This window comes from Providencia rustigianii DSM 4541, assembly GCF_000156395.1.
In the GTDB taxonomy this organism is placed as follows: Bacteria; Pseudomonadota; Gammaproteobacteria; order Enterobacterales; family Enterobacteriaceae; genus Providencia; species Providencia rustigianii.
On the sequence record NZ_GG703819.1, the window covers coordinates 735,411 to 755,341 of the forward strand.

24 protein-coding genes are annotated in these 19,931 nt (G+C 36.5%); 13 read left to right on the forward strand and 11 right to left on the reverse strand.

The features are described 5' to 3' along the window. Positions 1-172: 172 nt before the first annotated feature. Positions 173-544, forward strand: coding sequence for a hypothetical protein (locus PROVRUST_RS13285; RefSeq protein WP_039855263.1), 372 nt, complete (start codon positions 173-175; stop codon positions 542-544). 50 nt (positions 545-594) lie between these two features. Here the strand turns inward: PROVRUST_RS13285 and PROVRUST_RS13290 are convergent, their stop codons facing one another. Further along, positions 595-969 (reverse strand): hypothetical protein, encoded by a 375-nt coding sequence (locus PROVRUST_RS13290; protein WP_006815372.1) that lies wholly within the window; start codon positions 967-969, stop codon positions 595-597. A 308-nt stretch (positions 970-1,277) separates the two neighbouring features. On the opposite strand from PROVRUST_RS13290, the gene PROVRUST_RS13295 reads away from it, so the two are divergent. Both PROVRUST_RS13295 and PROVRUST_RS13300 read left to right on the forward strand, forming a co-directional pair. After that, the gene (locus PROVRUST_RS13295; protein WP_006815373.1) at positions 1,278-1,619 is read left to right on the forward strand and encodes a hypothetical protein; all 342 of its coding nucleotides are present in this window, start codon (positions 1,278-1,280) and stop codon (positions 1,617-1,619) included. 413 nt (positions 1,620-2,032) lie between these two features. After that, positions 2,033-3,184 (forward strand): pyridoxal phosphate-dependent aminotransferase, encoded by a 1,152-nt coding sequence (locus tag PROVRUST_RS13300; protein WP_006815374.1) that lies wholly within the window; start codon positions 2,033-2,035, stop codon positions 3,182-3,184. Between the two features lie 38 nt (positions 3,185-3,222). Here PROVRUST_RS13300 and PROVRUST_RS13305 read toward each other — a convergent pair whose 3' ends face one another. After that, a complete protein-coding gene (locus PROVRUST_RS13305) occupies positions 3,223-3,567 on the reverse strand; it encodes a DMT family protein (RefSeq protein ID WP_006815375.1) in 345 nt (114 codons plus the stop codon). A 186-nt stretch (positions 3,568-3,753) separates the two neighbouring features. On the opposite strand from PROVRUST_RS13305, the gene PROVRUST_RS13310 reads away from it, so the two are divergent. Then, positions 3,754-4,533 carry a class I SAM-dependent methyltransferase gene (locus PROVRUST_RS13310; RefSeq protein ID WP_006815376.1) on the forward strand — a complete coding sequence of 260 codons (780 nt, stop codon included), beginning with the start codon at positions 3,754-3,756 and terminating at the stop codon, positions 4,531-4,533. 28 nt (positions 4,534-4,561) lie between these two features. On the opposite strand, the gene PROVRUST_RS13315 is transcribed toward PROVRUST_RS13310, so the two are convergent. Both PROVRUST_RS13315 and PROVRUST_RS13320 read right to left on the reverse strand, forming a co-directional pair. Further along, positions 4,562-4,906 carry a hypothetical protein gene (locus PROVRUST_RS13315; RefSeq protein WP_223844679.1) on the reverse strand — a complete coding sequence of 115 codons (345 nt, stop codon included), beginning with the start codon at positions 4,904-4,906 and terminating at the stop codon, positions 4,562-4,564. Positions 4,907-5,114: 208 nt separating this feature from the next. Beyond that, positions 5,115-5,453: a GlpM family protein gene (locus PROVRUST_RS13320; RefSeq protein ID WP_039855268.1), complete on the reverse strand. Its 339-nt coding sequence runs from the start codon at positions 5,451-5,453 to the stop codon at positions 5,115-5,117. Positions 5,454-5,673: 220 nt separating this feature from the next. Between PROVRUST_RS13320 and PROVRUST_RS13325 the strand changes: the two genes are divergently transcribed. After that, entirely contained in the window at positions 5,674-6,516 is an 843-nt protein-coding gene (locus PROVRUST_RS13325) for an MBL fold metallo-hydrolase (RefSeq protein WP_006815379.1), read from the forward strand. A 73-nt stretch (positions 6,517-6,589) separates the two neighbouring features. Here the strand turns inward: PROVRUST_RS13325 and PROVRUST_RS13330 are convergent, their stop codons facing one another. Then, entirely contained in the window at positions 6,590-6,979 is a 390-nt protein-coding gene (locus tag PROVRUST_RS13330) for a hypothetical protein (RefSeq protein ID WP_039855271.1), read from the reverse strand. Positions 6,980-7,170: 191 nt separating this feature from the next. Between PROVRUST_RS13330 and PROVRUST_RS13335 the strand changes: the two genes are divergently transcribed. After that, positions 7,171-7,737 carry a cytochrome b/b6 domain-containing protein gene (locus PROVRUST_RS13335; protein WP_039855272.1) on the forward strand — a complete coding sequence of 189 codons (567 nt, stop codon included), beginning with the start codon at positions 7,171-7,173 and terminating at the stop codon, positions 7,735-7,737. 38 nt (positions 7,738-7,775) lie between these two features. Here the strand turns inward: PROVRUST_RS13335 and PROVRUST_RS13340 are convergent, their stop codons facing one another. From PROVRUST_RS13340 to icd, 6 genes are all read right to left on the reverse strand, one after another. Continuing rightward, on the reverse strand, positions 7,776-8,534 hold the full coding sequence (locus PROVRUST_RS13340) for a YnfC family lipoprotein (RefSeq protein ID WP_006815382.1): 759 nt from the start codon (positions 8,532-8,534) through the stop codon (positions 7,776-7,778). Between the two features lie 221 nt (positions 8,535-8,755). Then, the gene (locus PROVRUST_RS13345) at positions 8,756-9,514 is read right to left on the reverse strand and encodes a YnfC family lipoprotein (protein WP_006815383.1); all 759 of its coding nucleotides are present in this window, start codon (positions 9,512-9,514) and stop codon (positions 8,756-8,758) included. 315 nt (positions 9,515-9,829) lie between these two features. Further along, complete coding sequence (locus PROVRUST_RS19785) at positions 9,830-10,006, reverse strand: hypothetical protein (RefSeq protein ID WP_006815384.1); 177 nt, start codon at positions 10,004-10,006, stop codon at positions 9,830-9,832. Between the two features lie 276 nt (positions 10,007-10,282). Then, complete coding sequence (locus PROVRUST_RS13350; RefSeq protein WP_006815385.1) at positions 10,283-10,918, reverse strand: DUF421 domain-containing protein; 636 nt, start codon at positions 10,916-10,918, stop codon at positions 10,283-10,285. Positions 10,919-10,926: 8 nt separating this feature from the next. Further along, the gene (locus tag PROVRUST_RS13355) at positions 10,927-11,373 is read right to left on the reverse strand and encodes a DUF3290 domain-containing protein (protein WP_006815386.1); all 447 of its coding nucleotides are present in this window, start codon (positions 11,371-11,373) and stop codon (positions 10,927-10,929) included. A 267-nt stretch (positions 11,374-11,640) separates the two neighbouring features. After that, positions 11,641-12,894, reverse strand: coding sequence for an NADP-dependent isocitrate dehydrogenase (gene icd / locus PROVRUST_RS13360; RefSeq protein WP_006815387.1), 1,254 nt, complete (start codon positions 12,892-12,894; stop codon positions 11,641-11,643). Positions 12,895-13,208: 314 nt separating this feature from the next. On the opposite strand from icd, the gene rluE reads away from it, so the two are divergent. The 7 genes from rluE (at position 13,209) to phoQ (ending at position 19,875) form a co-directional block, all read left to right on the forward strand. Next, positions 13,209-13,880 carry a 23S rRNA pseudouridine(2457) synthase RluE gene (gene rluE, locus PROVRUST_RS13365; protein ID WP_006815388.1) on the forward strand — a complete coding sequence of 224 codons (672 nt, stop codon included), beginning with the start codon at positions 13,209-13,211 and terminating at the stop codon, positions 13,878-13,880. Then, positions 13,873-14,322, forward strand: coding sequence for an NUDIX domain-containing protein (locus PROVRUST_RS13370; protein ID WP_006815389.1), 450 nt, complete (start codon positions 13,873-13,875; stop codon positions 14,320-14,322). The genes rluE and PROVRUST_RS13370 overlap by 8 nt, the downstream gene beginning before the upstream one ends. An 83-nt stretch (positions 14,323-14,405) precedes the next feature. Further along, positions 14,406-15,527 carry a tRNA 2-thiouridine(34) synthase MnmA gene (mnmA, locus tag PROVRUST_RS13375; protein ID WP_006815390.1) on the forward strand — a complete coding sequence of 374 codons (1,122 nt, stop codon included), beginning with the start codon at positions 14,406-14,408 and terminating at the stop codon, positions 15,525-15,527. Between the two features lie 2 nt (positions 15,528-15,529). Beyond that, entirely contained in the window at positions 15,530-16,156 is a 627-nt protein-coding gene (gene hflD / locus PROVRUST_RS13380; protein ID WP_006815391.1) for a high frequency lysogenization protein HflD, read from the forward strand. A gap of 17 nt (positions 16,157-16,173) precedes the next feature. Then, a complete protein-coding gene (purB, locus tag PROVRUST_RS13385; RefSeq protein WP_006815392.1) occupies positions 16,174-17,544 on the forward strand; it encodes an adenylosuccinate lyase in 1,371 nt (456 codons plus the stop codon). A 197-nt stretch (positions 17,545-17,741) separates the two neighbouring features. Next, entirely contained in the window at positions 17,742-18,416 is a 675-nt protein-coding gene (gene phoP / locus PROVRUST_RS13390; RefSeq protein ID WP_006815393.1) for a two-component system response regulator PhoP, read from the forward strand. 1 nt (position 18,417) lies between these two features. Further along, a complete protein-coding gene (gene phoQ / locus PROVRUST_RS13395; protein WP_006815394.1) occupies positions 18,418-19,875 on the forward strand; it encodes a two-component system sensor histidine kinase PhoQ in 1,458 nt (485 codons plus the stop codon). The last annotated feature ends 56 nt before the right edge of the window (positions 19,876-19,931 follow it).

The following is a 19,931-nucleotide window of genomic DNA, read 5'->3' on the forward strand; positions in this document are numbered from 1 at the left end:
ATGTATATAACGAATTTTCATTTACATTGCTTTTGCTAATTTATAGCAGCCAGTATTTATACTGGCTCTTTTTTATGAATTGATGCTAAAAAACCCTCTGAGATTATGATTTACGTCCCAGTCTGCTATAGTCTCTACAGACCCACATTCATTACAAATCAGAGGTATGCCTATGAAACGTTTATTATTAGCACTATTTTTAAGCCCTGTTATTGCCTTAGCAGCCAACGAGCCTTTAAATATTAGTGAACTAGCTAAAGACTATTGTGATGCAACAGGGCAAGCACTGCATAACGCATACGGCACTAATAAAAGCAGTAGCGAGCTGACTAGCAATACCATCACAAAGCTCAAAAGTGAAAATGTGGATTTAAAACTATTGCAAACCACTGAAGCAGAATTACGTCAGAATTTAATGGCAGCCATTGATGGGGTACGAAAAAACAAATCTAAATTTGCATCTGATGCAGAATTTAATAAATCACTGAATGATTCAATAGCTGCGTGTAAAATCCAAACTGAGCTATTACTGAATAAATCATAATAACTTATAAATAGAATGTGCCCTGACGGACTATGGGCACATCAACAAAGTTACTCTTTCGACTTTTCACAAATGGTGGTAATTGCGGTACGTAACTCTGGCGTTTCGCTAACAATTAACTGATTATGCTCTGAAAAAACACCTTCCTGAACATTGATACTAGCAACAAATGGCAGCTTTTCATCTTGTTGTTTAACTTGATAAAAACCACAAACTCGATAGCTTTCTCCATCTTTAAATTCGCTTTTCAATACGATATTTACATCAGTAAAGATAATGGAGCTTCCTGTACCTAACTTGCTCTCAACAAGTTTTTCGGCACTTTTTTTAATATCCGAATCCCCAATACTTGTATAAAACTGGTAACCAAATGCGCCAACTGCCAGTAATATAATAATCAATAGCTTACTTTTTATTCGTTTCAAACTGCGATCCTTTTCAGGTTATAAAATCTAACAGATATAGCTATATTAACATTTTTGCTATTGTCTTTATAAGCTTTACCTAATTAGTGCAGCACAAAAAGTACGATCCATCTCCCATAGATAGAACATAATAAAAATTCATTTTTTATTTATTTATAAATAACTAGTTTAATTAACAAGAAATTAGCATTATGAAGAAATAATGAATGACTGTGAGTACAATAAGAATAATCTCTATAATTAAGTAAATTGAATTGCTTAAATATATTTAAATGGCAAATTAAATATAAAGACAAAGGAGATAAAATATGAAACTTTCAAAATCTATTATTATTGCTAGTAGTTTATTGGCCATTAGCTTTTCAACTTTTGCATATCATGGTAATGGTACTGGACATGGTTCTTGGCCTAATCATAACAACCATACTCAAGCTCAATATGAACGCCCATGCAGTAACTATGCAGATGGACGACACTCTGGTCGCCATCAAGCTGCTATGCAATACTCTACAACGATTCAAACAACTCAACCCGAAGAAACACTGAAAAAAATCAGCTCTGATCTACCAAAAGGTGAAAATGGTAAACAATACAGAGTACATGTTGCAGTTATAGATGCGGAGACTAATGCTCCAATTCAAAATCAATAAATATTATTTAAAGTGAGAAGAGATAATCTTCTCACTTTAAATTGTCCTTTCAAAAAGATTATCTTTTTAAAATAAATTTATTCTTAATAGCATCTTTAGTAAATGTTGATTTTCAATGTGGCGTTAACATACTTTCACTTATATTTGATAATTAATCGGTTATCCCCCTCTTAATCCACTTAGTTATTTGTATTTCTCTGAAATAGCCCATTTATCACCTCATCGGTAACTTTCTGAGAAATATTGTTGAAGAGATGAATATTTAACCAGTTAACACAACATGAAGACCATGCATTTCCAGCGATAAAAACAACAAGAGCGAATAAAAAATCACTTTATTAACATATTTATTTACATTGCAATTATTTTAAGTAATCTAGTAACACAACGTAAATATATTGCAGGAACACTTCATGGATCGTCGTTCATTCTTAAAAACAAGCTCACTTATCGCTGGTGGTTTAGCAATAAACTCCGTTTTAAATCAGGCAAATGCAAAGACAATCTCTGTTATCAAACCAAGTGCAGAGCATCCTTTACTGCTTAATTTCAACGAAAACTCTCTCGGTATGTCACCAAAAGCTCAAGCAGCAGTCGTGGAATCTCTACCAGGCTCTTTTCGTTACCCTGATGCTGCCAGATCAGAGTTGATTGAAAATTTAGGTGCTATGCATAACTTATCGGACAAGCATATTTCCATAGGTAATGGCTCATCGGAAACCATTCAAGCAGCGGTAGCCATGCTGGCAAATAAGGCGAGAAAACAAAATTTAAAAATTCAATTAGTTACCCCAGATCCAACGTTTAATTATGCAGAACTCTACTCTCTACCTTTAGATATTGAAATCAAAAAAGTTCCACTGAGTGCCGACCTCTCTTTTAACTTAGAAAAAATGGAAGAGATCGCAAATAATTTTGATGGACTCTCTATTATTTATATCTGCAATCCTAACAATCCAACCGCAATGATCACACCACATAGCCCATTAGATCGTTGGATGAAAAAAGTTACCGATAAGCAATTTTTTATTGTAGATGAGGCATATGCCGAATTCGTTGAAGATCCACAGTTTATTAGCGCTATAGAATTAGTAAAAAAAGGTCAAAATAATCTTATTGTGACCAGAACTTTTTCTAAAATATATGCCTTAGCAGGATTACGTGTGGGTTATGGTATTGCAACTCCAGATATTATCGCTGCAGTTGATGAATTTAATTCAATTGATAATACCAATACAGCTGGAGCCGCAGCAGCTATCGCATCATTAAAAGATAAGCAATTTATTGCGTATAGCTTGAAATCAAATAACCTTTCTCGCAAGATTGTCGAACAGGCATTAAATGACCTTGGATTAGAATATGCGCCATCTCAAGCTAATTTTATTTTCCACAAAGTTAAAGGTGATGTGAAAACGTATAAGCAACGAATGCAAGAAGCTAACATCATGGTAGGAAGAGAATTCCCACCTGTTGTAGGCTGGAATCGCCTCACTCTAGGAACTCCTGAAGAAATGGAACAGTTTGTTCTTGTATTAAAAGAGTTTCGTCAAAAAGGCTGGGTATAAATTGAAAACTCCTTCTACTAGATAGAAGGAGTTTTCCTTCAAAATGGCCCTTTAAAAATAAAGAAAGCACCTGCAAATATCAGTATAAAACCAATAATATGATTGATAGTGATGCTTTCTCCCAGATACAAAACGGAGAAACCTACAAAAACACATAAGGTGATAACCTCTTGCATCGTTTTTAACTCAGCAGCACTATAATATTGATGCCCTAAGCGATTTGCTGGCACGGCAAAACAATATTCAACAAATGCGATAAGCCAGCTAATAAAAATAACAATATAAAGGGGTTTGTTCGTAAACTTCAAATGGCCATACCAAGCAAACATCATGAAAACATTGGAAATAACCAATAAAATAATAGGATAAAATTTAGCTAACATATTAATCAGCTCTAAAAGCTAAAGGTTGCTGACATTATGCAAATAAGCAGCCTTTATTTCAATCATGTCATATTCTTTAAATTTACTTCAACTCATCAAAAATTAGTATTATGTAGTACAATTTAATTTACATTTATTCCATTTCAATTAGAATCCCCTCAATTAATGTATTAAAAGGTACACTTGATGACTAACATTATATCTGCAAACCAAAAAGCATGGGATAAACAAGCTGAATTACAGCAAGCATGGTCAACTCCTGTTGACTCAGCGACAATTGATGAAGCAAAGAAAGGAAATTGGCAAATCCATTTAACCCCAACAGCACTTAATAAACAGTGGTTGGGTGATATTCAAAATAAACATATCTTATGTTTAGCATCTGCTGGAGGCCAACAAGCACCCATACTTGCCGCTGCAGGAGGAATAGTGACAGTGTTTGACCTTTCAGAAAAACAATTAGAGCAAGACAGATTAGTCGCACTACGTGATGACTTATCCTTAAACATAATTCAAGGGGATATGCGTTCCTTACAAATATTCCCAGATAATAGCTTTGATATCATTTTTCATCCTATATCCAATTTATATATTCCAGATGTCAATCCAGTATGGCAAGAGTGCTATCGGGTATTGAAACCTCAAGGTAAGTTATTATCTAGCTTCTTTAATCCTATCGTCTTTGTCGATGACAGAGAAAAATTAACCGATGAGCACAATATTATAAGACCGTGTTATAGAATGCCATTTTCTGAATTAGAAAATTTATCACCAGAACAAATTGAGGTAAAACAAAAAAATCAGGAAGCTTTTGTTTTTGGCCATTCATTAACAGATTTAATTGGTGGGCAGATAAGAGTAGGATTTACCATTACAGGTTTTCAAGAGGATTGGCAACCTAACCCTCGATTTGTTATTGATAATTACTTGCCAACATTCCTAGCAACACTAGCAATAAAAAACTAAACTGGTGAATAACCTCCCACACTGATCCTTACAATTTACGATCCTCACAATAACGTTCCCAAATTGCAGTAAATTGCTCTGGTGGGATAATATCATCTATTTGTTCAATTAAAGGAATTGAAATTGAAGTATTACCTTCAACATTTTGATATACCCTAACAATAAACCGTCTATAGCTATTGGACAGTTCATCTTCAAAACCAAACACTTCCCCACAATAATAGCCTGTTTCATCTCCACGTGAATTTTTCGTAAGCATATGATACTCAAAATTTTTATAGGTCGCCGCTTCGGGATAATCTAAAAAATCTTTGACTACATTTTTTACTTTACTTTCAGTATTAACTTTTGCTGATGATGAAAGGTCAGTCATCAAACCGGCTATATATGCGCAGCCCGCAACTAACAATAATATCAATGATCTTAGCAACATGTTTCACAACGCGATTTATTAAGAAATATTTCGAATTATTATAATTGGTATGAAAATATTTGCGATGACATTATTCTTTAACGATGAACTTCCCTTCAGATCCGATATAAAAATTTGTTATATTGACGAATTTAGCATTAAACCCTAATCATTGTAGCTGAGTCCAAATATAAACTAAACATATCGCAGTAATTACCCAAATCAGTGTCGCTACACTTAAACAAACCCATGGACTCCATCGAGTAGCAAACAAATAGACAGTGAGCAAATACATTGCATAGGGAATTAAAGACCATAAGCCAAACAGCGCTGTTTTTCGTAAGGCTTCACCTCCTTGTTCTTGCACCACAATCACATGCGCAATTAATGCAAAAGTTGGGAATAATGGAACTAAGCCTGCAATATAATAGACCTTACTACGAGAAAAAAGAGCTATAACCAGAACAGCTAATGCGCCAAATAAGCATTTGATTAGAAGTGAAAACATAATGGACTCAAGTGTCATTCTACGATTTGGTTGATTATCTCTTAAAATGTATGGCATTAACGTGTTGTTAGTATCATAACAGCAATAAAGCCTAAGCCTTACTTATCATATGATTAAATAAATCATTGTATTACGAATTATATGTTTATACCTGGTTGAATATCTTTTACAGTTAATCTGATATAACGTTATTAACTAAATTTGAAAAAAAGAGCTAAAAATGACAATAAATATTTCTGTTCTCGTTGATAACAATACCCTAATAGATAGTTACTTTTGTGGTGAGCCTGGTGTTTGCTACTACATCGAGGCTGATGGAAAAAAAATATTATTTGATACTGGTTATTCTGATGTATTCATTGAGAATGCTAATATTCTTAATATCGATTTATCCTATATTACCGATCTAGTCTTATCCCATGGTCACAATGACCATACTTGGGGAATCAACCATTTAATCCAATATCTAGACCGACGTAACCTCGAATCCCAACAAACTAAAAAGCTTATTTGTCATCCTAATGCGTTGTTACCTAAAAACTATAAAACTAAGGTCATTGGCGCGAATACACCCAGAAATGTTCTCACAGCCTATTTTGATTTAGTTGAAACACAAAATACTTACTATATTTCTGATAATGTTATTTTTCTTGGTCAAATCCCGAGAAATAATGCATTTGAAGGAAAAGATCCAATTGGTAAAACCGTAGACCAAGAAAATAATTGTGTTGATGACTATGTACTTGATGATACCGCTCTAGCAATTACAACATCGGAAGGCTTAATTGTGATTACAGGATGTTCACATTCAGGTATTTGTAATATTGTTGAGTATGCAAAGCAAGTGACCAAAGTGGATAAAATTATCACCGTTATAGGTGGTTTTCATCTACAGCACGCCTCTGATAATTTACTAAACCAAACTAGTCATTATTTTAAACAGCAAAATTTATCACAAATCCATCCATGCCATTGCACCGATTTAGCTGCAAAAATACATTTAGCTACATATATTCCGGTTAAAGAAGTGGGGTCTGGGATGCAATTAACCTATCCTGCATAATGATGATATCAATCCATATGTAGTTAATATTTTTAGATTTAGTACTAACTACATATTCTATTTCTTAAAATTTTTATACCCGTGATCCTAAATCACTATCATGTTTTGAACCTGATAACATTCTCGTTAACTCTTCACAACGGATAATTTTTTCATTGCCCAATTGAAAGCTAGCAAATACCTCAAATTCACTGACTGAGCCATCATTTTTAATTGCACGCGCTATATGCTGTGTATGCACACAGTTATCGCCTTCAGCTATCGATTTGATTGTGACCGTGATACTTTTAGTCGCTTCTTTTAATACATTCAAGTGCTCATAAAACTCTTCAAAATCAATCTGTTTTCCATCAACAATTTGTATATAATCTGTGGAAAAATATTTTTTAACAATCGCCAAATTACCTATATCTTTCCCTAACACAGTGGTTAAAGCTTGTTTTACAAGCATCATCTTATTCATCGTATCCTCTTTTTTTATTTTCCCGCTTTGTTTACTTGTATATTCGGGCTTATTTAACGTTTTCAACCCCGCCAAGAAAAACAATAAAATTTATCTGCATAAGAACATCCAATTCATATCATCGAAATAAACTTATTGAATACTAAAAATAAAAGGTTTACAAAGAAGTAACCAGACTTTTATTAAAATCGATTTGGCGATTTTTTGGCATATATCAAAATAAGACGACCCGATTGCTACACTGCTTTATTTTTATACTTGTCATAACTCAAATTATTATCAGCAATTGGATGCAAGTAACAAAGGCAGGACTCATTCCAACAGACGGATACTCGTTCTATTTTACATGGATTCATATTGGGATAGGCTTTTGTCTGCTATTCCTAGCCGCCTTCCTAATACTCGTGTGTTTTTCTAATCGAGGATTTCGTTATTTTTTCCCTTATTTATGGGGAGATTTTACTCAAATAAAAAATGATATTACGTTATTATTTAAATTAAAATTACCAGAAAGTTCTCCAAGAGGTTTAGCCACAACGATACAAGGATTAGGTCTAGGAGCTTTAGCTATCGTCGTTTTATCTGGAGTAATTTGGTTTATTTTATGGCTACAAAATTCAGCATTAGCGCCAGAAGCTCGCAACATACATAAAACGCTCACAGGACTCATTGAAGCCTATATCATTGGTCATGGCTTGATGGGTTTACTGCATTTCATTCTATGGAAAAACAACAGCTCCAAATCTGAAAACCATTAATAATAATGTATAAATAGTCCCAACAAGGGGCTATTTTATCAATAAAAGATTACCTCTGTTGTGCTTCTTTTGTTTAATTTTATGGTTTTACCATTTGGCGTTAATGTAAGTACAAAATTACATTTATAGGATACTCCTCGCTTATCATATTCACATTTAGTATCTGCAATAAGTGCGGATTGATTCATCACTTTAACTTCGAGAAGTACATCATAAGGTTTAGCGGGATCTTTATCATACTCAACCACTGTCTCTGAAAATACTTTATTTTCACTGTAATAAGTGATTGCATACAGCCGATTATCTTTATCATAGTGATATTCATTTAACTTAATATTTGGACTTTTAATCATAGAGCCTTTGATAAAACCATCATCATTATATTCATACAATAACTTACCATTCGAATCTTTTTTAGATAAAACTAGGCAATCCTTGCCTATTTCCATTTCAACTGGTCCATTAATATCTTCTCCGATAAGTTTATCTTTAACTCTTTTTACGAATAACTCATTATGAATACTATTGATATACTCATCTTTTACTTGGCTCAAAGAAAATTCATCAATGCATCCATCACGCCCAATTTTTAAATTGGAAATATAATTTATTGAGTTATCCTCATTATAAATCGTTGATTTTACTTCTTTTACATTACCTTTGACGGGATTGAAATCATACATTTGTGCCATATTAAATACGACAGGGTTATATTTTTGTTCTGACATTGCTGTAGCTTTAAATGGTATCAATATTGCCACAGTATAGGCAACTACCGGTAATATTTCGATTTTCATATATATGAAAGCCCCTAGATTTATTTTTATGCTATCTCTATATTGAGATAGGCAATTTACTTCAAATATTCGCTGACATTTTAATCATACTTCATGGGAAATTACTTTTTATAACATCATTTATTTAAATTTAATTATTTACCATCAACCCGGAAATAAAAATAATTCGTATTTATATCATGTGATTTAGTTATTATCCTGATGTTAAATGGAATATTTTCTCAATAAAAAGTAGCTTCCGTTATACTGCTTTTTAACAAATTGATATTTTTACCATTTGCATTTATTGTCAATACAAAATCACATTTGTGAGCAATATTCTTCTCATTATACTCACATGTAGAAATAACAAATAGAATTGGTTGCCCTAGCGCTTTAATTTCCATGGTAAGATCAAATGGTTTATTAATATCTTTTCCATATGTGATTATGCTTTCAGAAAATACGATATTATCTTTATAGTAAATTATCGAATCCGGAAGTTTAAATTTATTGTAATGATTTTCACTATATTGTGTTCTAGGATTTGCGATCTGTGAACCAATGATAATCCCATCGTCATTGTATTGATAAATTAACTCACCATTCGTGTCCACTCTTGAGAGTATCAAACAATTTTTGCCAACAATCATTTCAACGGGACCATTGGCATCATTACCCACTAATTTATTGTTAATTTTTTTAAGTGAAAGATGGTTATGGACACTATTCAGGTATTCATCTTTTTTTTGGTCATAAGTAAAACTATCTACACAGCCATCTCGTCCAATTTTTAGAAATGATTGATAATTAATAGACTTATCTTCATTATAGACTACTGTTTTTAGCTCCTTGATATTTCCTCTAACCGGATTAAAATCATAGAGTTGAGCCATGTTAAATACTACAGGGTTATACTCTTTTTCTTGAAATGCTATTGCTCGAAAAGAGATAAAAAAGGTCATTAACTGTATAGCTAGTAATAAATATGTGTTATTCATTTTATACCTCTAAGACCACCAGAGCGCTGTGCTAAAAATGTATAATTATTTAATTTATACCACTATTTTTTATAAAATAGTTTCGGTCATTTTAACACCTTTGCAATGAACTTCCATAGAGCGACTCTTTTTATCACACATAACACTAAAAATAAGTATAAATGCCTACACATCGAATTTTATTTAAGTATTTATTAGTACATCTTTTTATAATCAGTCCAATAGTGATTGATTTGTTTAGATACAAAAAAAATAAAAAACCATCCATTTTTAGTGGATGGCTTGCACACAAAATTAGTTAAAGGTCGACTAGTGTTATTTAATGTCCATTTTTTTACTTATTGAGTCATACAGCCTTTCAAAAACTGTCGAAAGATCCAATTTATATTCTGCGGATGTATATACCCCAGGAACGGACGCAATATGCTGTTTCATAATTTCTCCTGAAATTTCTGCCGCTTTAGCTTTTGCTTCTATCACTGTCATTGCCATGCTATCCCCTTATGGATTCATCATTTTATCTTAATAAATATAGAGGAATATTCGATATACCGGTTGGGCTGAAGAGGTACAAAAAAAATCAGACATGTATCGCATAATATTGATAAGAGAGCTTATAGCGCATACTCTCGCTTGGTGCAGAATAAAAACAAACTCATTGACTAAATTTAAAACGGAAAATTCCATAATCAATTTTTTTGGATCTCATAATCCTTCCCATTTGATATAAAATTAGCCATCTCAATTACGATAACTTAACTTTAGATACTATCTAGCATATCCATATAAATTAATCTTACCCGATAAATATTCACCTAGGTAAATTTCACTGATTTTATTAAATCCTTGTTCCGCGACTTTTGCTTCCAACCACTCTCTATCTTTATTAATAATTTCAAGCAAGTCATCATTAGCTAATCCATCCACAATGATGGGATAACGAATATTTTCATCACCATTTTGAATAATCGTCAACTGTCCATTTTGTTCAAGGACTACGCGTTTTAACTGCTCAACTTCATAGATACCATTAGCTCTGAGTTTGAACATTAAGTCATTTGCAGAAACACCATTTCTTAAACATTCTTTAACATCAACGCTGCCATTATGTACTAAGGTAATAGGCTTTCCATCTATGATTTGTTTAATTAATCGATTGTTTTCTTTTGAGAATTTAAGAACAAATACAAGTAAAGTCCAGATAATCAACACTAGGACAAATTGCAGCACCGTAATTGACTCATTATAAATTACACCGCCAATGATCCCACCTAAAACGTAGTTTTGAACCTGATCCATTGCAGAGGATGGGGCAAGGTTCCCTTTTCCCATAAGATTTATCTGCACAATTAAACACAATATTCCCAGACCCAATTTTATAACTATAGGCATATATATAATCATTTACTTCCTCACTTTTTTATAATAATGGTGTCTGGGTTTGTTAATTTAGCTTCTACTAAGCTATATGTATTTTGATCCGGACTCAAACTCACACGATAATAAATATTATTGACTTTTATAATCACACCATCCGAGAGTTGTATTGAGCTTGAAAAAATAGAGTTTACATCTACATCTTTTTCTTTTGATAATAGTTTTACAAAATTAACCATTCGGGATGATTGTGAGTGTATATTTTGACTATTTGTATAATCTGAATACTGAACGCCGGAAATGAACAGCAGAAATAAGAAGGCCATAATAGTTAAATCCCGATATTTTGTCTGTAATCGGTGACGCATATATAGGCTAAAAACAACGATTAAAACAAACAATGTACTGAATATAATAATATATTTAAGATAGTCATTTAAATTAGACTGCTCTTGTAGATAATTTATCCCATAAAATATCATATAGACACCATTCCTGCTTATTTAAGATTTTCTGTTTCTTTAGTTATAATAAATCTATTCTTCGACATTGTTCTAGGCTTATTGTTGCTTTTTTAATTACGGTCGCGATATAGGCATAATTTTGATAAATTATTGCGATCTAGATAGCCTGTTTTTTGAACAGTTTTTTGGGGAAGAGTTTTGGTGGGGTTTTGGGGAAGATTATAATTGAACAAAAAACAAACGGGAACTATTAAGTTCCCGTTATTAATTACACTACGTAATAAATTACATGTGTTTAATGATTGCGTCGCCGAATTCGCTACATTTCAGTAATTTAGCGCCTTCTAATTGACGTTCGAAATCGTAAGTTACAGTCTTAGCCGCGATTGCGCCTTCCATACCTTTAACGATTAAGTCAGCCGCTTCGACCCAACCCATATGGCGCAGCATCATTTCTGCGGACAGAATGATTGAACCTGGGTTTACTTTATCTTGGCCTGCATACTTAGGCGCAGTACCATGAGTTGCTTCAAATAAAGCACACTCGGAACCAATGTTTGCACCCGGAGCAATACCGATACCGCCAACTTGTGCCGCTAATGCATCAGAAATATAATCACCGTTCAGGTTCATACATGCGATAACATCATACTCTGCAGGACGCAGCAGGATCTGTTGTAAGAAGGCATCTGCGATGACGTCTTTTACAATAATATCTTTGCCAGTTTTAGGGTTTTTAATCTTAACCCATGGACCGCCATCAATTAACTCACCGCCAAATTCTTCTTGTGCTAATTGGTAACCCCAATCTTTAAATGCACCTTCAGTGAATTTCATAATGTTGCCTTTATGAACTAAGGTCACTGAATCACGATTATTATCGATTGCGTACTCAATTGCTGCACGAACTAAACGCTTAGTTCCTTCTTCAGAACACGGCTTAATACCGATTCCGCAATCTTGTGGGAAACGGATCTTAGTTACGCCCATTTCGTCTTGCAGAAATTTGATGACTTTATCTGCTTCTTTACTACCTGCTTTCCACTCAATACCAGCATAAATATCTTCAGAGTTTTCACGGAAAATAATCATGTCCGTTAACTCAGGCTGTTTTACTGGGCTTGGTGTGCCTTTGTAGTAACGAACAGGACGTAGGCAGATATAGAGGTCGAGTTGCTGACGAAGTGCAACGTTCAGAGAGCGAATGCCGCCACCTACAGGGGTAGTCAGAGGACCTTTAATTGAAACGCGATAGTCACGGATTAAATCGAGGGTTTCTTGCGGTAACCAAACATCTTTGCCGTACAACTGAGTAGATTTTTCACCGGTGTAAATTTCCATCCACGAAATTTTGCGCTCACCGTTGTAGGCTTTTTTGACTGCAGCATCAACAACTTTTAACATTGCAGGAGTGACATCAACACCAATACCGTCACCTTCAATAAAAGGGATGATTGGGTTGTTCGGAACGTGTAATTTGCCTTTTGAATCAATGGTAATTTTAGCGCCTTCTGCCGGAACTACTACTTTGCTTTCCATTAACCTCTCCTTCACTTGCGTATTTTACTTGTTAATTTTTTGTAAGAGACATGTCAATACTACTTGAATCTACATCGATCGCCAAATAGAGTTTCACATTAACAAAATATTTGACATGAAAAATATATTGCGCTCACACTATTCGAATCAGTTAATTATTTATCCCATTATTTTAAAAGGGAAAATCCGTATAAAACGTTTATATGCTTTTAATGGTTTTAATTAATATCCCGCCCTATCAAGGATAAGAGTTAAAGGGTAACCAAAACTCCGCTACAATAACCAATAATTTATATTCAACCTATTTTATTATTATGTCCAAACCAACGAATCGAATATCATCATCTCCACGTCGAACTGAAAATGCGCCTAAAACCCGCTTAAAGAATAATCATCGACTAAATAAAAATACCACTATTACCGCCTCAAAGCCGTCAACACCTCGTAAGGTTATTATTTTTAATAAACCTTTTGATGTACTCCCTCAATTTACCGATGAACAAGGGCGAGAAACATTAAAAAATTATATTCCAATTAGCGATGTTTATGCAGCTGGGCGTCTCGACCGCGATAGCGAGGGATTATTGGTATTAACCAATGATGGGAAACTGCAAGCACGATTAACCCAGCCTCAGAAGAAAACGGGGAAAATATACTATGCTCAAGTAGAGGGTATTCCCGATGAAATTGCATTAGCTAATTTTCGCCGAGGACTTGTGCTCAATGATGGCCCAACCCTCCCCGCAGAAATCGAATTAGTTGAAGAGCCAGATTGGTTATGGGAAAGAATTCCGCCTATTCGAGAGCGTAAAAACATTCCAACAAGTTGGCTAAAAATCACGCTTTTTGAAGGAAGAAATCGGCAAGTTCGCCGAATGACAGCTAATATTGGTTTTCCGACACTAAGATTGATCCGTTATTCCACGGGTGAATTTAGTTTGGATAACTTATCCCCTGGTGAATGGAAGGAGGTCACTGTTGTTTAAGCCTAATGTTACTGTTGCCACTATAGTTCACGCTCAAGATAAGTTTTTAGTGGTTGAGGAGTGGGTCAATAATAAACCAACATGGAATCAACCCGCTGGGCATTTGGAAGCCAATGAGTCTTTACTACAAGCCGCCCAGCGAGAACTCTTTGAAGAAACGGGTATCCAAGGTACACCACAAAAGCTCATTAAAGTTCATCAGTGGATTGCCCCCGATAGCACCCAGTTTATTCGATTTTTGTTTTCCCTTGAACTAGATGCACCATGCGAAACAAGTCCCCATGACAGTGATATTAGCGCCTGCCACTGGGTTACCGCAGAAGATATTTTATCTAGCCCCTGTCTACGATCTCCATTAGTTGCACAGAGCATCCGCTGTTTTCAAGAAGGAATATCTTATCCTTTAGATATTTTGACCGCATTCGGTCATCATTACGACTAACATAATTCGCCCTAACTCTGGTGCAACAAGGGTGCAACGTGCTAAAGTATGGGGCTTGATTTTTCCGTAGTGAGACTATTTTCATGTCAGATAACAGTACCAAATCAGATAACAGCCAAATTAAGGTCATCGTCGGTATGTCCGGTGGTGTTGATTCATCCGTTTCCGCCTATTTACTCCAGCAGCAAGGGTATCAGGTAGTTGGTCTGTTTATGAAAAACTGGGAAGAGGATGACGATGAAGAGTATTGCTCTGCGGCAACTGACCTTGCTGATGCCCAAGCTGTCTGTGACAAGCTGGGTATTGAGTTACGCACCATCAATTTCGCAGCCGAATATTGGGACAATGTCTTCGAACATTTTTTAGAAGAATACAAAGCGGGACGCACCCCAAACCCAGATATTTTGTGCAACAAAGAAATTAAATTTAAAGCTTTCTTAGAGTTTGCTGCGGAAGATCTCGGAGCAGACTATATCGCGACAGGCCACTATGTTCGCCGCCGTGACGTCAATGGTAAAAGCCAACTATTACGCGGCCTCGACAATAATAAAGACCAAAGTTACTTTCTCTATACCCTCAGCCATGAACAGATTGCCAAAAGCCTGTTCCCTGTGGGTGAACTAGAAAAGCCAGAGGTACGTCGTATTGCCGAAGAGATCGGCTTAGTGACTGCGAAGAAAAAAGATTCTACTGGTATCTGTTTCATTGGTGAGCGCAAATTCCGTGATTTCTTAGGGCGCTACCTCCCTGCTCAACCGGGTCCAATTGTCACTGTAGATGGCGAAACCATCGGCCAACATGAAGGATTGATGTACCATACGTTAGGTCAACGTAAAGGTCTGGGGATCGGTGGTACTAAAGAAGGTTCAGAAGAACCTTGGTACGTAGTAGACAAAGATGTTGAGAAAAATCAATTAATTGTCGCTCAAGGCCATGAACATCCTCGATTAATGTCTGTTGGCCTGATTGCTCAACAATTAGATTGGGTAGATAGACAAGTTCTCACTGAGCCATTACGCTGCGTAGTGAAAACCCGTTATCGTCAAGCGGATATACCTTGTACTATAACGCCATTAAGTGCCGATAAAATTCAAGTTACTTTTGATTACCCAGTTGCTGCTGTTACTCCAGGGCAATCTGCGGTATTTTATATTGATGAAGTCTGCCTCGGTGGCGGCGTTATTGAAGCCCGTATTCAGGAGTAAGTGTGGCGAAAAACTATTACGATATTACGCTAGCATTAGCGGGTATCTGTCAAGCTAGCCTAATGGTACAAAAACTTGCTCATGAAGGGACCTTTAATGAGCAAGATGGCAAAACCATGGTCGACAGTCTGACCAACATGAACCCATCCAGTACGCTGGATGTGTTCGGTAATGATGAAGCTAATTTGAAAACTGGCTTAAGTGCGTTACTTGGTATGCTAACAGGTGGAAATAGCGGAATTTCGGCTGAAATGACCCGTTATATGCTCAGTATCATGGCGCTAGAACGTCGTTTAAGTAAAGATGACAACGCAATGAACCAACTAGGTCAGCGTATTGAGCAATTTGAACGCCAAGCGAGCTATTTTGATCCCATGTCTGAAGGTGTTTTCAATGCCCTTGCCGGTATCTATGTAGATGTAGTGAGCCCAGCAGGTCCCCGCATTCAAGTCACGGGCTCCCCTGATATTCTGAAAAATACCCTTGCTCAGGCAAAAGTTAGATCCATGCTGCTTGCTGGTATTCGTTGTGCCGTGCTATGGCAACAAGTTGGTGGCAGCCGTCTCCAACTGATGTTTTCTCGAAGCCGTCTGTCTAATCAGGCGAAACAAATTTTGTCTCACCTATAAATCTGGAGTTGCTACCAATGGAATTATCCTCACTGACCGCTGTATCCCCGATTGACGGCCGTTACGGTGATAAAGTCAGCGCTTTACGCACTATTTTTAGTGAGTTTGGTTTACTGAAATTTCGTGTCCAAGTTGAAGTTCGCTGGCTACAAAAACTGGCTGCAACTGCACAAATTAAAGAAGTTCCTTCATTTGACGCTGACGCAATCGCTTACTTAGACGAAATTGTCGCTAATTTTAGTGAACAAGATGCGATGCGTATCAAAGAAATTGAGCGTACGACTAACCACGACGTAAAAGCAGTTGAGTATTTCCTGAAAGAAAAAGTGGCTCATATTCCTGCACTTCATGCAGTATCTGAATTTATTCACTTTGCTTGTACTTCTGAAGATATCAATAACCTGTCTCACGCATTAATGCTGAAAACAGCTCGTGAAGAGGTTTTACTGCCACAATGGCGCCAGATTATTGATAAAATTAAAGCCATGGCATACGAATACCGTTCACTGCCATTACTGTCCCGTACCCACGGTCAGCCAGCAACACCTTCTACGGTTGGTAAAGAATTTGCTAACGTCGCTTACCGTTTAGAGCGTCAATTCCGTCAACTGGAACAAGTTGAAATTCTTGGTAAAATTAATGGTGCCGTTGGTAACTATAACGCTCACATTGTTGCTTATCCTGAGGTTAATTGGCACGAATTCAGTGAGACATTCGTATCTTCTCTGGGCATCAAATGGAACCCGTTCACGACACAAATCGAACCACACGATTATATTGCCGAGCTGTTTGATTGTGTTGCACGCTTCAATACTATCGTTCTTGATTTTGATCGTGATGTCTGGGGTTACGTTGCATTAAATCACTTCAAGCAAAAAACCATTGCCGGTGAAATTGGTTCTTCAACCATGCCTCATAAAGTTAACCCAATCGACTTTGAAAACTCAGAAGGTAACTTGGGTCTAGCAAACGCCGTATTAGGTCATTTAGCGAGTAAACTACCGGTGTCTCGTTGGCAGCGTGACCTAACTGACTCTACAGTTCTTCGTAACTTAGGTGTTGGTTTAGGTTATTCACTGATTGCTTATCAATCCACAATGAAAGGATTGAATAAATTAGAAGTCAACGAACAACATTTACTGGAAGAGCTAGACCAAAATTGGGAAGTATTAGCAGAGCCAATTCAAACAGTTATGCGCCGCTATGGCATTGAAAAACCGTATGAAAAGCTGAAAGAGTTGACCCGTGGTAAACGCGTTACGGCGGAAGGAATGCAACAATTCATTGATAGCTTAGCGCTACCAGAAAGTGAAAAAGTGCGTCTGAAAGCGATGACTCCAGCAAATTACATTGGTTATGCTGTAAATTTTATTGATGAAATTAAGTAATTAATATTCTTTGAATAGGTGGCCAGTAGGTCACCTATTTTTCTATCGAATGATTAGGCAATCACTTTTCGGAAAAGACTATTTTTCAGATTTGTTTTACTTATATTTAGTTAAGATCTTGTTCCTTATCCCATCTCTTTCTACCATGTCAATTATACTATAATCATTTGCATGCTTTCTTTCTATGAGGTTCTCAGATGCGCATTCTTATCGTTGAAGATAATGCCCTACTTCGCCACCACTTAACGGTTCAATTAAAAGACCTAAGCCATCAAGTGGATTCCGCTGAAGATGCTAAAGAAGCTGACTATTTTCTCAATGAAAGTCATCCTGACATTGCCGTCGTTGACTTAGGTTTACCTGATGAAGATGGTTTATCTATGATCAAACGCTGGCGCAGCAATCATGTCACTATTCCAATCTTAGTCTTAACTGCGCGTGAAAGTTGGCAAGAAAAAGTTCAAGCGTTAAACAGTGGCGCGGATGACTATGTGACCAAGCCGTTCCAACTTGAAGAGTTAGTAGCGCGGATGCAGGCATTAATGCGTAGAAATAGCGGATTAGCATCCCAAGTTCTTGAATTAGAAAATTTTGTTATTGATTTATCCCGTAAAGAATTCACTGTCAATGGTGAATCAGTAAAACTTACCGCCTTTGAATACACCATTATTGAAACACTGCTACGTAACAACGGTAAAGTCGTCAGCAAGGATTCATTAATGCGCCAACTGTATCCAGATGCTGAACTCAGAGAAAGTCACACTATTGACGTATTAATGGGGCGCCTACGTAAAAAAATCCAGCAATTCCATGAACAAGAAGTGATCGTGACGGTTCGTGGACAAGGCTACCGTTTCGATGTGAATAACTAATATGCGATTGAGTAAATTTAGGTTTAAGCCTCTGTCTCTACAGGCACGTTTCATTTGTGCAACGTCAGCCGTGATCCTTGCCCTCACCTTATCCTATGGCATCGTCGCAGTGGTTGGTTATTTAGTGAGTTTTGACCGAACCACATACACCGTAATGCGTAGCCAGAGCAACCTAATTTACAGCCTTGTTCAATGGCAAGATGGTAAAATTGATATTCGTGTTCCTCCGAATGTCACATTAAATAACCCCTCGTTGATCATCATTTATGATAAAAATGGTCAGGCATTATGGCGCCAACGAGAAGTCCCAGGCGTTGAACGGTTAATCCAACTCGATTGGTTAAAAAAGAATGGGTTATATGAAATTGATACGGATATCGATGAGACACGTCAATTACTGAATAATAATCCCGACTACAGTAATCGACTTAATGATATTGATAATGTCGATGAACCGTTAACTCACTCAGTATCGGTTAACCAATATCTAGCGACGGAAAATCTTCCCCAATTAACCATCGTCGTCGTTGATACGCTTCCTCAAGACTTACAAAATACCGGTGTTGTCTGGGATTGGTTTGGTTATGTGCTACTCGCAAACTTAATTCTGGTATTGCCGCTATTATGGCTTGCCGCTTATTGGAGTGTTCGCCCAATTAAGTCGCTAATTTCGCAAATTAGTAGTCTTGAAAAAGGTGAGCGAGAAACTCTTGATGAAAACCCACCAGCAGAATTGCGCGGATTAGTTCGTAACCTCAATATTTTGCTCAGTAATGAACGCAAACGCTACAGTAAATATCGTACGACCTTATCTGATCTCACCCACAGTTTAAAAACGCCATTGGCGGTATTACAATCCACACTAAGATTGCTACGCTCCGGTAAACAAATGACGGTCGAGCAAGCAGAACCCATTATGTTAGAACAAATTGGCAGAATTTCTCAGCAGGTTGGTTACTATTTACACCGCGCATCCAACCAAGGGGACGACAATCTCATGTTACGTGAAATTGCGTCTGTCCCCTCAATTTTAGACAGTCTTTCTAGCGCGTTACATAAAGTGTATTTGCATAAGGGCGTGTCTATCACTGTGGATATTTCTCCTGAAACCACTTGGCTGGGACAGCCGAATGACTTTATGGAAGTAATGGGAAATATAATGGAAAATGCCTGTAAATATTGCCTTGAGTTTGTCGAAGTCACCGCCATTTCTGGGCATGATAGTCTGACTATTATTGTGGATGATGATGGTCCCGGAGTGCCTGAAAGTAAGCGAAGTTTAATTTTCGTTCGTGGCCAACGAGCTGATACTCTCCGTCCAGGTCAAGGCTTAGGATTATCAATCGCAGTCGATATTATCGATCAGTATGACGGCGAAATTACAATTTCGGATAGTCCATTAGGGGGCGCACGTGTCGCCGTCACGTTTAGACAACAAGTGGTAATTGAAGATAGTTAATCTGTGAAGTGGCGCCCTATAAACCCTGTCTTACAATCCATTTCCGGTATACTATT

What these genes read in the sequence shown, in the direction of transcription:
- PROVRUST_RS13285 (WP_039855263.1), top strand. Translation starts at nt 173, where the DNA reads ATGAAACGTTTATTATTAGCACTATTTTTAAGCCCTGTTATTGCCTTA.
- PROVRUST_RS13295 (WP_006815373.1), top strand. Translation starts at nt 1,278, where the DNA reads ATGAAACTTTCAAAATCTATTATTATTGCTAGTAGTTTATTGGCCATT.
- PROVRUST_RS13300 (WP_006815374.1), top strand. Translation starts at nt 2,033, where the DNA reads ATGGATCGTCGTTCATTCTTAAAAACAAGCTCACTTATCGCTGGTGGT.
- PROVRUST_RS13305 (WP_006815375.1), bottom strand. Translation starts at nt 3,567, where the DNA reads ATGTTAGCTAAATTTTATCCTATTATTTTATTGGTTATTTCCAATGTT.
- PROVRUST_RS13310 (WP_006815376.1), top strand. Translation starts at nt 3,754, where the DNA reads ATGACTAACATTATATCTGCAAACCAAAAAGCATGGGATAAACAAGCT.
- PROVRUST_RS13315 (WP_223844679.1), bottom strand. Translation starts at nt 4,906, where the DNA reads ATGACTGACCTTTCATCATCAGCAAAAGTTAATACTGAAAGTAAAGTA.
- PROVRUST_RS13320 (WP_039855268.1), bottom strand. Translation starts at nt 5,453, where the DNA reads ATGTTTTCACTTCTAATCAAATGCTTATTTGGCGCATTAGCTGTTCTG.
- PROVRUST_RS13325 (WP_006815379.1), top strand. Translation starts at nt 5,674, where the DNA reads ATGACAATAAATATTTCTGTTCTCGTTGATAACAATACCCTAATAGAT.
- PROVRUST_RS13330 (WP_039855271.1), bottom strand. Translation starts at nt 6,979, where the DNA reads ATGAATAAGATGATGCTTGTAAAACAAGCTTTAACCACTGTGTTAGGG.
- PROVRUST_RS13340 (WP_006815382.1), bottom strand. Translation starts at nt 8,534, where the DNA reads ATGAAAATCGAAATATTACCGGTAGTTGCCTATACTGTGGCAATATTG.
- PROVRUST_RS13345 (WP_006815383.1), bottom strand. Translation starts at nt 9,514, where the DNA reads ATGAATAACACATATTTATTACTAGCTATACAGTTAATGACCTTTTTT.
- PROVRUST_RS19785 (WP_006815384.1), bottom strand. Translation starts at nt 10,006, where the DNA reads ATGGCAATGACAGTGATAGAAGCAAAAGCTAAAGCGGCAGAAATTTCA.
- PROVRUST_RS13350 (WP_006815385.1), bottom strand. Translation starts at nt 10,918, where the DNA reads ATGATTATATATATGCCTATAGTTATAAAATTGGGTCTGGGAATATTG.
- PROVRUST_RS13355 (WP_006815386.1), bottom strand. Translation starts at nt 11,373, where the DNA reads ATGATATTTTATGGGATAAATTATCTACAAGAGCAGTCTAATTTAAAT.
- icd (WP_006815387.1), bottom strand. Translation starts at nt 12,894, where the DNA reads ATGGAAAGCAAAGTAGTAGTTCCGGCAGAAGGCGCTAAAATTACCATT.
- rluE (WP_006815388.1), top strand. Translation starts at nt 13,209, where the DNA reads ATGTCCAAACCAACGAATCGAATATCATCATCTCCACGTCGAACTGAA.
- mnmA (WP_006815390.1), top strand. Translation starts at nt 14,406, where the DNA reads ATGTCAGATAACAGTACCAAATCAGATAACAGCCAAATTAAGGTCATC.
- purB (WP_006815392.1), top strand. Translation starts at nt 16,174, where the DNA reads ATGGAATTATCCTCACTGACCGCTGTATCCCCGATTGACGGCCGTTAC.
- phoP (WP_006815393.1), top strand. Translation starts at nt 17,742, where the DNA reads ATGCGCATTCTTATCGTTGAAGATAATGCCCTACTTCGCCACCACTTA.
- phoQ (WP_006815394.1), top strand. Translation starts at nt 18,418, where the DNA reads ATGCGATTGAGTAAATTTAGGTTTAAGCCTCTGTCTCTACAGGCACGT.